The sequence below is a fragment of the Grimontia sp. SpTr1 genome, assembly GCF_947387585.1.
Lineage (GTDB): Bacteria > Pseudomonadota > Gammaproteobacteria > Enterobacterales > Vibrionaceae > Enterovibrio > Enterovibrio indicus.
On the sequence record NZ_CANDOD010000009.1, the window covers coordinates 110,344 to 122,664 of the forward strand.

12 protein-coding genes and 1 pseudogene are annotated in these 12,321 nt (G+C 40.9%); 7 read left to right on the forward strand and 6 right to left on the reverse strand.

The genetic code is table 11. The annotated features are described in order from the left end of the window. Positions 1 to 49: 49 nt before the first annotated feature. Genes QL223_RS14100 through QL223_RS14110 form a run of 3 tightly spaced genes read right to left on the reverse strand, consistent with a single transcriptional unit; the run spans position 50 to position 3,357 of the window. Positions 50 to 1,081 carry a glycosyltransferase family 9 protein gene (locus QL223_RS14100; RefSeq protein ID WP_002535304.1) on the reverse strand — a complete coding sequence of 344 codons (1,032 nt, stop codon included), beginning with the start codon at positions 1,079 to 1,081 and terminating at the stop codon, positions 50 to 52. Continuing rightward, a complete protein-coding gene (locus QL223_RS14105; RefSeq protein WP_281545093.1) occupies positions 1,062 to 2,363 on the reverse strand; it encodes an O-antigen ligase family protein in 1,302 nt (433 codons plus the stop codon). Before QL223_RS14105 ends, QL223_RS14100 begins: the two co-directional genes overlap by 20 nt. Beyond that, the gene (locus QL223_RS14110) at positions 2,356 to 3,357 is read right to left on the reverse strand and encodes a glycosyltransferase family 4 protein (protein WP_039849436.1); all 1,002 of its coding nucleotides are present in this window, start codon (positions 3,355 to 3,357) and stop codon (positions 2,356 to 2,358) included. The genes QL223_RS14105 and QL223_RS14110 overlap by 8 nt, the downstream gene beginning before the upstream one ends. A gap of 245 nt (positions 3,358 to 3,602) precedes the next feature. On the opposite strand from QL223_RS14110, the gene waaF reads away from it, so the two are divergent. The 4 genes from waaF to QL223_RS14130 all read left to right on the forward strand — a co-directional run bounded on the left by waaF (position 3,603) and on the right by QL223_RS14130 (position 7,530). Then, positions 3,603 to 4,655: a lipopolysaccharide heptosyltransferase II gene (gene waaF / locus QL223_RS14115; protein WP_002535308.1), complete on the forward strand. Its 1,053-nt coding sequence runs from the start codon at positions 3,603 to 3,605 to the stop codon at positions 4,653 to 4,655. 186 nt (positions 4,656 to 4,841) lie between these two features. Then, positions 4,842 to 5,237 (forward strand): capsular polysaccharide biosynthesis protein, encoded by a 396-nt coding sequence (locus QL223_RS14120; protein ID WP_002535310.1) that lies wholly within the window; start codon positions 4,842 to 4,844, stop codon positions 5,235 to 5,237. After that, entirely contained in the window at positions 5,228 to 6,808 is a 1,581-nt protein-coding gene (locus QL223_RS14125) for a hypothetical protein (protein WP_002535312.1), read from the forward strand. Before QL223_RS14120 ends, QL223_RS14125 begins: the two co-directional genes overlap by 10 nt. Beyond that, complete coding sequence (locus tag QL223_RS14130) at positions 6,808 to 7,530, forward strand: glycosyltransferase family 2 protein (protein ID WP_281545094.1); 723 nt, start codon at positions 6,808 to 6,810, stop codon at positions 7,528 to 7,530. The genes QL223_RS14125 and QL223_RS14130 overlap by 1 nt, the downstream gene beginning before the upstream one ends. On the opposite strand, the gene QL223_RS14135 is transcribed toward QL223_RS14130, so the two are convergent. Next, positions 7,527 to 8,465, reverse strand: a complete 939-nt coding sequence (locus tag QL223_RS14135) for a WavE lipopolysaccharide synthesis family protein (protein WP_002535315.1) — start codon at positions 8,463 to 8,465, stop codon at positions 7,527 to 7,529. The genes QL223_RS14130 and QL223_RS14135 overlap by 4 nt on opposite strands. 286 nt (positions 8,466 to 8,751) lie before the next feature. On the opposite strand from QL223_RS14135, the gene QL223_RS14140 reads away from it, so the two are divergent. Further along, positions 8,752 to 8,916 (forward strand): glycosyltransferase, encoded by a 165-nt coding sequence (locus QL223_RS14140; protein WP_239643915.1) that lies wholly within the window; start codon positions 8,752 to 8,754, stop codon positions 8,914 to 8,916. Positions 8,917 to 8,930: 14 nt separating this feature from the next. Here QL223_RS14140 and QL223_RS14145 read toward each other — a convergent pair. Next, a pseudogene (locus tag QL223_RS14145) lies at positions 8,931 to 9,963 on the reverse strand (IS3 family transposase). A 118-nt stretch (positions 9,964 to 10,081) separates the two neighbouring features. On the opposite strand from QL223_RS14145, the gene QL223_RS14150 reads away from it, so the two are divergent. Both QL223_RS14150 and waaA read left to right on the forward strand, forming a co-directional pair. Then, complete coding sequence (locus QL223_RS14150) at positions 10,082 to 10,243, forward strand: hypothetical protein (RefSeq protein ID WP_002535321.1); 162 nt, start codon at positions 10,082 to 10,084, stop codon at positions 10,241 to 10,243. Between the two features lie 73 nt (positions 10,244 to 10,316). After that, positions 10,317 to 11,579 (forward strand): lipid IV(A) 3-deoxy-D-manno-octulosonic acid transferase, encoded by a 1,263-nt coding sequence (gene waaA, locus QL223_RS14155; RefSeq protein WP_281545095.1) that lies wholly within the window; start codon positions 10,317 to 10,319, stop codon positions 11,577 to 11,579. Here waaA and QL223_RS14160 read toward each other — a convergent pair. Continuing rightward, entirely contained in the window at positions 11,576 to 12,277 is a 702-nt protein-coding gene (locus tag QL223_RS14160) for a 3-deoxy-D-manno-octulosonic acid kinase (RefSeq protein WP_281545096.1), read from the reverse strand. The two genes, waaA and QL223_RS14160, sit on opposite strands and share 4 nt — an antisense overlap. Positions 12,278 to 12,321 lie beyond the last annotated feature (44 nt).

The window sequence follows — 12,321 nt, forward strand, 5'->3', positions numbered from 1 at the left end:
AAACAACAAACAAGAGCAGTAGCATGTATAGCAATGCTACTGCTCTTAATCACAAAGACAGAGAGTTGAGATTGTTACGAATAGCCTCAATTATTTGACCATTTGTTGGAATTGAGCTGTCTGCATTCATCACCATTACGTGTCCAGATTCATATTTCGGAGTGTATCTAAATGGTACTGTTGAGTAAAAAATACCTACCGTCGGTGTATGAGTGGCAATAGCCAAATTTCGTATCCCGGTATCAGGAGCAATAACCATAGCAGAACGAGCTAAGTACTCTGTCAGTTGCTCTAGGCTTTTGTTTTCAATGATCTCTATATTGTCATGTTCAGTCAGAAGAGGAGTTAAGAAATCTCCTTTCTCACGGTCATGAACACCTTCTAAATAGCAGTGTTTAGTATTTGGAAAGGCCACTGCAGTATCACTCATTAAACTATACATCTGCTGTTTTGGTAGAATTTTTGATTCAGTAGATGCTCCATTGAAGTATACAAATCTTTGATTCTCTAGAGCACTAAAACATCGATTGTCTGGATAGCCGAAATCAGGTATGTGTGGCGGTACATGCCCGAGGAATCTTAACATGTCGAGCATAGAATCGAGCTCATGTTGGAAATCAGAGCGAGGTACAGACACATTATAAACAGTACCATTCAGTACTGCTTTGTAAGGGAACCCAAACTTTAATTTCGCTTTATTCAGCACAGTCAACCATAGAGAACGGTTTGTACAGGACAAGTCGAAAATAATGTCTTGCTCTCCTAAACCTTTTATGTTGCTTAACTTTTCAGAGAAAGAATAATTATTTTTAACGTCTTTTCCATACATGATATATGTACAGTCGGCCAAATCGCTGGGTAAGCCATATTTGTAGTTAGTAGCACCGACTAAAACTATTTCTGCATTTGGGAAAAACTTCCTAGCCTCTATTAGAAAAGGCCGTACAAGTACTAGATCACCAAGAGCCGCTTGTCGGATAACAGCTATTTTTGTTATTTTTTCAGGTTGGAAATTAGATGCTAAGAATTTTTTAGCTACCGGAGCTGCGTAGGCTCCTTTTTCAAACCAGCTGTATTTCATTTGCTCTCCCGCTATTAAAGTCAATCTTTACGCTTTCAGACAAAACTATTGCGATAGCAAACGTAAAAATATATGCCGAATAGCCTTGCATAATACTGTAAAATGGAAGCCAAAGGAACACACCCAATAGGTAAGCCGAAGTAAAAATGACAAAATCATCACCTCCCTTACTAAATACTGCACGGATCGATATAATAGTAAAAAGACTTAGAATTATTAGTGTAAATAAAACTCCTGATTTGACTGACATATCAATAAATGTCATATGGAAATCAGTTCCTCCAAGTCTCTCACCATCAACACCGTAAGAAAGCCGTTGTTGTTCCGGTAATTGTTCCAAGTATTGAAAATAGTTTGAGGCGGAGCTATTCATTCCTCCTCCAAAAATCATAGTCGTTGGTTGGGTCTCGGTAAGATAAAGCAAATAGTTCATACCGCCTTTCCACATATTGATTCTTGACGTATTAGAGTAATCTGTACTTATATTAGTAATTGATGAAAAACGGTTAGACACCTCTTTATAAACCCCTCCACCGAAAAAACTAAATAATATAGTTAAGAAGAAGAAGATAATAGTAACATGAGGAACGAACCTTCGATGGAACCTTAAGATTAAGAAAGAAATTGATACTGCCCCAGCGAGCCACCCGCCCCTTGTACTCGATACTATCAAGCTTATTAAAAAAGTAAGAAGCATAAAAACAGCCAGAATCTTTAGTCTGTTGCTCAAACTATCTTTAAACAAATAGTGCAGACAGATACAGGAAGAAAAAATAACTGCATTTAAATGCCTATCCGAGGAGAGAAAACCACTTGTCCTAACCATAACATTAAACTCTGCAACAGTAACAAAATTATATATACTATATAAAGCAGATGCAAAGCTAGAAATGACAAATAATATTATGGCCTTTTTCCTTATATCTGAAAAAGCAAGAAAAAAAGTAGCTATGGGAATTACGAGCAAATAGAGATTTTTATATAGGTACTCTTTTAAGTCTATAGAATTAGGATGAAAAAAACTAGAAAATGCAAATGCAAAGTATATAAAAAGTGACAAATTAAAAATATTTTTAATATGACGACTTTTATGGATTTTCTTTATATTAAAAAGAAAAACAAAAACAGAAATAATGGCAAGCATCGATGCCGAGACATTCATCCCAGCCTTTGAAGTTGAGATAGACATAACAAACAAAAAGAAAAAGCTTAGTGCTATTCTATATAATAATGACTTGCCACCAAAAAAATCCAACCTATTTAAATTAGTAGAACTAGCCATCAATCAGTTCCAACCATTTCTTAATATTACCATTAATGGAAAAGACATCGTTAAAACGAGTCATATTAGCTTCTAAGTTGACCCCTTTTCTTTCTTGATATGCAATTTCAATCATTTTGGACAAGTCATCAATATTTCTATCTTCAGCTAAGTAGACACCATCAAAACCTAGCTTAATAAACTCCGAAAATACGGTGTTGTCATAAGTTATACAACTTAAGCCTTTTGAGATGGCTTCAAGCATAACATTTGGTAATCCTTCGCCATAACTTGGGAAAAGAAAAAAACTGTTGTCACTGTAGAAAGAGGATACATTCTTGCAGAAACCTTCAAATACAACATTAACACCGCCCTCCAAAGCTAGTCTCTCAATTTCTTTCTGGACAGATTTCTCTTCAATCGATCCGACATATGTAATAACTTTACTCTGAATAGGTATTTTAGCTTTCGACAAAGCCTTGATAGCATCTATCACACCTTTCCCATTTTCCACTCTACCAATATGAAGAAAAGTAAGTGATGAATTTCTATTAAAACCAATATCATTAGTATCCAAAGAATTATATATAGTATGAACCTGACCTTCGCTTGCAGGTAAAATATCTAGAATATTTCTCGACAAATGCTCACTTATTCCCACATAGTCAGAGACACAGCTATAGAATATACGATGGATCGGATCTTTCTTAGATGAAGATTTAGTTGTACCATGCCGTACAATAACTCGACAATTAGTCCCCATCACGGAAAAATAGATAGATTTTATTTCTGAAGCTCCGAAGAATATCAACGTATTAATATCTATTTCTTTAATCGCTTTTCTTAAACCAAAGATTAAAGGAATACTCAACTTTGCCTTGAAGTCAATGCTTATTAGCGGAATATCTTGCTCTTTTGCTATTTGTTCGAGAAATGTATTTTTCCTACAGATCAGTACAGCATCTACGCCATAGCTTAAAAACAGATTAGTTTGCTTAAGTGCGTCTAGCTCCATGCCTCCTCGAAAATGAGATAAACACAAAACTGCGGTCTTCGAGGTAACACTCATAAATTCGCCTTCTGAGGAGTATCTACACTACCTGGATTGGTTGTCCTACTCTTATACCGATTATAAGGATCCCGACATTGCATCTCAATTCTTTAAAGCCTCACAAGCCCTATTTTGTCACTATGAAGCTCAGCTCATTATAAGTACAATAACCTCTTAAGAGACCTAAAGGTACGGGTTTAATCGCCGTTATGCATTCATCACAACACGCTTCAAGATGGTTAATCATAGGCCCTTCATGGGTCGGTGACATGGTGATGTCACAAAGCTTGTACAAAACAATCAAAGCAAAGTTCTCCAATGCGCGAATTCATGTATTGGCTCCAGCTTGGTGCAGACCTATTCTCGAGCGAATGCCGGAGGTGGATAGAGCGATAGAAATGCCCATAGGTCATGGCGAGTTTAACCTTGCTGGACGTTGGAGACTTGGTCGATCACTAAAACGGGAAAGCTACACCCATTCTATTGTTTTACCTAACTCAGCAAAATCTGCGCTGATACCATTGTTCGCTGATATCCCTGTTAGAACTGGCTGGAAAGGAGAGATGCGATATGGCCTCCTAAATGATCTTAGGCCTAGCCGTAACATTTTTCAGTATATGGTCGAACGCTACGTTGCGCTTGCATACACACATCAAGACATGGTCGAACAAGTGCAATTGAAGGATATCCCAAAGCCGTCTCTTCTTATCGATGAAGACAATAAAATCAATTGCTTAAAAAAATTCAGTATCAATAATAGCAAAGATATTATTGGAATTTGCCCCGGAGCTGAGTTTGGGCCAGCAAAAAGGTGGCCAGAAAAGCATTACGCAAAAGTCGCGGAGTGGCTTCTGGAAGAAGGCAAACAAATTTGTTTCTTTGGTGGTCCAAAAGATAAAGATGTCACTCGTAAAATCATTCATCTAATTCCCAAGCACCTGCAGAAAAATTGCTTTGATTTAGCAGGTAAGACCTCCTTGAACGATGCTGTTGATGTGCTAGCAGCTTGTAACGTTGTGTTCTCAAATGATTCAGGCCTGATGCACGTCGCCGCTTCAGTTAACACCAGAATAGTGGCTATATTTGGATCAAGCTCACCCGAGTATACTCCCCCTTTGTCAACACGAGTTGCAATTGTGAGTAACGACATTGACTGTAGACCATGCTTCAAAAGACAATGTCCCCTTGAACATTTGAAATGCCTGGATGAGTTATCCCCTAGTACAGTATTTTCGGCTTATAAACGGATAAAGCAGTCTTAGTTTTTTTTAAGAGCATAACCATGATTTGCATTCGCACTTCAAAGCTTTGCAGGGAAAATGCTGTGGTTTTGCTCCCTCATATGAGAGACTTTATCGATAGAAACTTTAACAAAACGGTGAGGAAGTCGCATCCATAAACTGCGATCATTTATCACCGTGACAACTCAGGTGAAAATAACCCTAGCTATGAAAAAGTTAATTGTCGATTTGGATAATACGATCACCCTTGGCGATACAAATGACTATGAAAAAGTATCCCCCAACACTCCTGTCATAGAACAGTTAAGAGAATACAGAAATCAGGGTTTCCAAATTGTAATCAACACTGCACGCAATATGAGAACATTTAGCGGTAATGTTGGTAAGATCAACATCCATACCTTACCTATAATTACTCAATGGCTAGATGAGCATGATGTTCCATATGATGAAGTACTTGTTGGTAAGCCATGGTGTGGAAAAGAAGGTTTTTATATTGACGATCGTTCTGTTCGCCCTAGCGAGTTCGCAAAAATGACATTTGATGAAATTACGGCGCTATTAGAAAAGGAAAAATTGGAGATACAGAACTTATGTTCCTAATTGCATCAGCTGCATTCTGCGGAGCAGAACTACAATCCGAATTCGGAGCTCTTCCTCCTTCATTTTTGCCATTGGGTAATAGGCGGTTATTCCAACACCAGATCTCTCGTATTGCACCCAGTGAGAAAATTTTTCTAACGCTACCTGAGACATTTTCACTTGATGAGTACGACCAAGATTGGTTGAAAATTAACAAAGTCACAACCATATTTCTCCCAGAACAACTAGGCCTCGGTGAATCAATTGTCGCCGCTCTCAATCTCATTGATTTTGATGAAAATGAAGGCCTGACTTTATTATATGGTGATACGCTTCTACTCGACTATCCAAAGGATATAAATTGTATCGCCGTAAGCCAAGTAAAGGACAATTACCAGTGGGCCTATTTAAGCTCTGATGGCGATGTCTGGTTAAAAGAGAATTCTAATTTAGAGCCGGAAAACACTCACTCTGTAGTAAATGGCTTTTTTAATTTTGAGCATCCAAGCAGTCTGGTTAAGTCTCTTATTCATAAGCGATGGAACTTCTTAGATGGTATAAATCACTATCATGGAAAACATCCGATGAAGTCAGTTCATGTTGATGACTGGCTTGATTTTGGTCATATACACACTTACTTCCACTCCAAAGCAGCTTTTACTACTCAACGAAGCTTTAATGAGCTAGAAATATCAGCTGATAGTGTAAAAAAGACCAGTGAAAATAATAATAAGATAATGGCCGAAGCCTTATGGTTTGAAGGGATCCCCAGTAGACTTCGTAAATATCTACCTCAACTTCTAAACTTTGATTCCGATGAGAGAAAAGTAAGTTACGAATTAGAATACCTCCATCATACGGCGCTCAACGAACTCTACGTTTTTAGCCGTCTTCCTGTTATGACATGGAAGCGGATCTTAACTGGTTGTTTTAACTTTATTGATGCATGTTTAGAGTATAAAAAAGTAAGCACATCTGACCGAGATCTAGAAAGACTTTTTATTGAGAAAACAGAAGAAAGGTTAGAATTATTCTGTAATTCAAAAAATATAAGTAGGGATAAAGTTTGGTCCTACAATTCATGTAAAAAGCATTCAGTAAATAGTTTAATCTCACTTGCGAATAAATTTTTACCAAGCGACAAAGGTATGTGTACAGTTGTCCATGGTGACTTTTGTTTTAGTAATATTCTTTTCGACTTTAGAACGTCCAACATTAAGACGGTGGATCCAAGAGGATTAACATCCGATGGTGAATTTTCTATTTACGGAGATATTCGCTATGATTTAGCAAAGCTTAGCCATTCTATTATTGGTGGTTATGATTGGATCATCGCAGGTTATTATAAAATTTCACATGACGAAAATAGTATTAATTTTGAGCTACCTTCTTCCAATCAACTACTAGAAGTTCAGAAAATTTTCATAGATAACATTGAAAGAAAGTACTCTGTCTGCTATCGGGAGTTATTAGCAATGCAGTTACATCTTTTTCTATCAATGCTTCCGTTACATAGCGATGATGAAAATAGACAAATGGCATTATTTTCTAATGCTTTTAGAATTGCAGACTTACTGGAGGAGTCATTGTAATGATTATTATACCAATGGCAGGATTAAGCTCACGATTTTTTAAAGCGGGTTACAAAGAGCCTAAATATATGCTCGAAGCGAAAGGCATTACTGTATTCGAACATGCCGTAAAAAGTTTCGAACGCTATTTCAAGTCAGAGCCATTTCTCTTTATTGTTAGAGATGTTTTTGACACACCTAAGTTTGTCTTAGAGAAGGCGAAGTCTTTGGGTATCAAAACATGTCATGTGGTTGCACTGGAAGGCGAGACTCGCGGACAAGCAGAAACCGTTTTTCAGGGGTTGAAGGGCTGCAGAGATGAAGCAGAGCCTATCACTATTTTTAACATAGATACCTTCCGCCCAGGGTTCGAATTCCCTGCTGCTTTACTACCAAGTAAAGACAGTTATCTTGAGGTATTTCGAGGAAGCGGTGACAACTGGTCTTTCGTACTTCCGAAAAGTAACACTTCAACGGAAGTTACCGAAACAGCAGAAAAGCGCCCAATTTCAGATCTTTGTTGTACAGGTCTCTACCACTTTGCATCAACAGCAGATTTTCTTCAAGCGTATAACTTCTACTTAGAAAGAGAAGAGCTTTGGGAAAAAGGTGAGCTGTATGTCGCCCCGCTATACAATCATCTCATTCAGCAGGACAAGTCAGTCCACTATCACCTCATTCCTAGAGAGGACGTCATTTTCTGTGGCGTGCCCGATGAGTATGAAGCGTTTAAAAAAAATTAACGCTTAAGGGTTTGATAAAAAAAGCGGTATGTATTTTCGACGGTGTTCCGAAAAAACCTTACCGCTTTTTTTACATTAAGCGGCTGAGGTTCAATGCCTGCCAGCTCTTTCCAGTCGGCAAAATCGTATTCGAACACCAGATTTCCGCGATTATAAAAACGCTCCGTTGTATCGAGTCCAATTTCTTCCGGTTTTGCCACAATCAGGTTTGCCGCAATGCAACGCCCCCAAAAATCACTTCCCAATCCCGCATCATCATTCACCCGGGTATTAATTTTCAAATCTAAACTCTTAAGCTCAGAAATCCATTTCAAGCATAAAAATTGCTCTGTCGCTGGAGGGCGACTTTTATAGCCTGGCACAGGGTAAAAGTACTGGTCATCCAGCAGCTTGTCTGACCATATTTTTAGCAGATCGGAAGTAAGGCCAAAGTCGAACAAATCACTCTTGCAGAAGTAATTAGGTGCACCGCGATGATGGGAGATGAAAAAGGCACTGCTTGTCAAAACACGAGATTCAAACAAAGCATCTTCAGCCCTTCTATTAGTATTGTGGTATTGCTCAAAAAGCGTCACAGACTGCCGTCCAGAAAGAAGGTTATCGCTACGCAGTTTCACCGCATAGCGAGTTTTCACGGCTTTCAAGCCTTGGTGGGTACTGTACAACTGTCTATTGTTGTTGAGGCGTTGTTCCACATCGTTATTGAAAACAGTGTTTTGCCCAGGATCGTCAAGTTCAAGCAACACATCGTAATCGAGGTTATCAAGCTTTTGATTTTTCCAAGTCGATAAAACAATCGTCGCACCTGGAAAATAACGTCTTACACTCTCCAAGCATCGCTGGGTTATCCCCGGGATCTGAGAACGGATATCACTGCCTTGAACTGGGCCTTGGACAACAAAGGTAATGTCTTCATCTTGGATCTTAGTGCTCATTAGCATTCATCAGCTCAACAACCAAATAGGCACAGTATTGAATATCGTTCCACCGAATACAATATCGTGATGACAGGGATAGCAATCACTGGAAATAAGAACCTGTTCCAATCACGCAATATTGGTAACTTTTCATAACCTCCTTTCCTTGAGAGCATCTACTGGAGCTAAAATGGACCAACCCAATATCTCAATTATTTGCCCGCGCTATAACGAACAGGAAGTGCCATAAACCTTTCACAAGCAAATCACTGAAATACTATAGCCAACCAGTTTTACCTATGAGTTGGTATTTGTAAATGATGGCAGTAAAGACAACACACTAGCCGTACTCAAAGATATGGCTCCCTTGGATAAGCGCGTTAAATTGCTAAACCTTTCCAGAAACTTTGGAAAGGAAGCTGCGCTCACTGCTGTCCACTTACCCTTTAACGAGGCAACACACCGCTAGAGGTTTCCAGTTTCCTACTGGTATTCGGCCATAGGGATATTTCCTAGCCTCTTTTGAGTACGATGTTCGTTATAATGACACATCCATACCCATGCCATGTCTTGTACTTGTTCAAGTGAGCCAAAAATAAGCATCCATAAACTTGTGACGGAGTGAACCATTGAAGCGCTCCACAAATCCATTTTGCTGAGGTTTTCCTGGCTGAATGTATCTTCGCTCTGAAAGGAGCTCTGGCCCGCTATCGACGCGAAGTTGATTCGGTAAACCGCGCTCGTTCTTTAGCTGCTCCAGTACTCTAACAACTCGACCTGCGGGCAAGCTGGTATCGTTCTCAATAGCCAGCCACTCACGTGTCCTTTAATCCAGAAGGTTGAGAGTGCGAAAAAGCTTCCCTCAATACAGAGAGCAATGCATGAAATTCAATGCCCAACGGCTGTTGGGCTCATCAACAACATAAAGTGGTATCGCTATTAGTGCGGGCAATACACGCTTTTGACGGTGTTTTAGGTTAAGACCCATGCGACAGTAAACACGGTACACGCGTTTATGATTGAACCGCTTGTGCTTTCGCTCTATTAGCCAAAAACATTTCCAAAATCCGGCATTGGGCGCTTTTTCCAATACCGCATTAATTGCATCAGTAACTTCAACATCGTGAACACGCCAGTACTTCGGGGTGCGATAGTAACTCGCTCGTCACAATAGCGTAAGTTGGCAAGCCTTCAAAACACTGAGGCCTGCAGTAGCCAATGTGCGTGCACAATCTCCCTTCTCACGCACTACCAGCCCTTTTTTGCGCACAACTCCTTCATGGCATGGTTTTCGAGACTGACATCGGCAAACATTTTCTTCAGCTTGGCATTCTCTGCTTTAAGCTCTTTAGTGCACTTGAACTCTGAAGCAGCCAAGACCATATTTGCCTTTCCAGTTGTAATAGGTCGCATTGCTGATGCCATGCCAGCGGCAAATATTATCCACTTTCACGCCTGCATCAGCCTCTTTGAGGATGGAGACGGTCTGAGATTCGGTGAAGCGTGATTTTTTCATGGTGTTCTTGCTTTTATGTGGCAGAAAACTCCAGTTTAGACAGACTGTCTCAACATAAGGGGAGTAAACAATCGCGTTAATTCCGATCCTGGTTGCAGCAAAGCAATGGCGCGTTGAAATGCCAGATCGCCTCATCAAAGGACTTCTTGGGCTGGCTGCTTTTTTCATTGTTGTGAATCTTGTTGCAGCATGCGACAGCGAAAAGTATACCCACAAAGTGAGTTATGCTGAGCAAGTCGAAGCACTTCTCGTGCAAGAAGACATCACCAAACAACGATAGTTTTTGATAAAGGGTTCTCTCTAAGGGGAGCCCTTTGTACACTAGCCTTTCAATTTTCAAAAAAGGCTCAGCCGTGCGCTTTCTCTATACTTTTTTATTGCTTATTGCCGCTCCGTTTCTGCTCTTTGGCCTTTACAGAGCCAAAGATGGAAAGCCCAAGGTCGGTAAACGCTGGGTTGAGCATTTTGGACACACGCCCCCTTTAAACGGGGAGAACCCCATTTGGATCCATGCTGTCTCTGTCGGTGAAGTGATTGCCGCTAAACCCATCATTCAAGCACTACAAAAACACTATCCCAATGAAGCCATTCTGGTGACTACTACCACTGCGACAGGTGCAGAAATTGCCTCGAAGATTGAAGGTATAGAGCATAGGTACATGCCCATCGATTTTAGCTTTGCGGTTAAGAGCTTTATCAAGTGTGTTGACCCAAAAATCATGCTGATTATGGAAACCGAGCTGTGGCCTAACACTCTGACTACAGTAAAAAAGGCGGGTATTCCCGTTGTTGTGATGAACGCGCGCCTTTCTGAAAAATCAAAACGCGGTTACCAACGAGTCAAAGCACTATTTAGAATATTTTCTGACAGTATTAATCATATTCTCTGCCAATTTGACGATGATGCCCGACGTTTTGTCGAGCTTGGTGTCAGCAAAGATAATGTTTCTGTTTCCGGCTCGGTCAAATTCGATTTGCCAGACTTTGACATCAACTCACCCGCGGTCACTGAGCTGAAATCACAGCTTGCCCAAAGACCCGTTTGGATAGCCGCGAGTACACATCCCGGCGAGGATGAAATATTGCTGCACGCGCACAAGTTAGTGCTTGAAAGCCAGCCTGACGCTCTGATGATATTGGTTCCAAGGCATCCTGAGCGCTTTAGTGATGTCGCGACCCTCGTCGAGTCTCATGGATTTTCACTGGCAAGACGTAGCTTAGGACAGGTAGTCAGCCCAGATATTCAGGTTTACCTTGGCGATACCATGGGCGAAATGATGAACCTTTTTGCAGTAAGCGATGTGACCTTTATGGCGGGGAGTCTTGTTGGCGATAAAGTTGGCGGGCATAACCTTTTGGAACCGGCTTCGCTCTCCAAGCCGCTGGTAACTGGCCCAAGCTACTTCAACTTTCAAGTGATTGCTGAGCAGCTTATCGATGTCGGTGCATGCACGGTAAAAGAAAGCCCAGTAGAGATAGCCGCTCAGATTGGCTCGCTGATAAATAACAATGAACAGCGTGAAAAAGCCGGCAAAGCTGCATTGTCAGTGATGGAGAAGAATAGAGGCGCTGTCTCGAAAACGCTCGACACTGTTAACCAGTGGATTGAAAGTTAATGGCCGTAGCCTTGAAGTAAAAACTGCCAGTCTGACTCCTGCCATTGGATTTGGCGTTTGCCCACCTCTTTACGAAACGATCGCTGCAAACGGTTTAAGTTTGCGGCTTTCCAGCCTTCACCTGAGCGACGACCGCACTTATCAAAATCAATCAACCAAAAAGCGCCTTTGTCGTCGAGCAGGATATTGTGAATGTTCAGATCAGTGTGGCAAACGCCTGCGTCATGGAGCTTTCGAACTAACTTTCCAATGTCGCGATACTTGTCTTCAGTGAGCGGAGAGGCACTCAGCACATCAACTAAGTCATTCGCACCATCAATTTTTTCGACCAGAATATCGGCTTGATAGGTCAGCCCGTCTTTTATCGCTCTTGCCGCCAACGGGCGTGGCACGGGAATACCCTGCTCACGCAAGTAATGGAGCAAGTTAAACTCTGCAGCAGAGCGGGTACTTTCCCATCCAGTAAAGAAATAACTGTCGCTGACTAACTTGCCAAATAGCCCACCGCGACGATAATGACGCAGGGCGGCAGCAACGGTTTCCGTTTTCACAAACCAGGTAGTGCCTCGACCTGTAGCTGACCCGATCACCGCGTCTTTATCTTGCCAGAAAGCAATATCGAAGCTTTTTAATGCATCTTCTTTCAGCAAAGTCTCATCGAACCAAACGCGGATGTTGTTATCAGCCAGCAATTCCACAGGCACTCCCATTAATCGGCCTATTCTCATCGAAGGCATTTTAC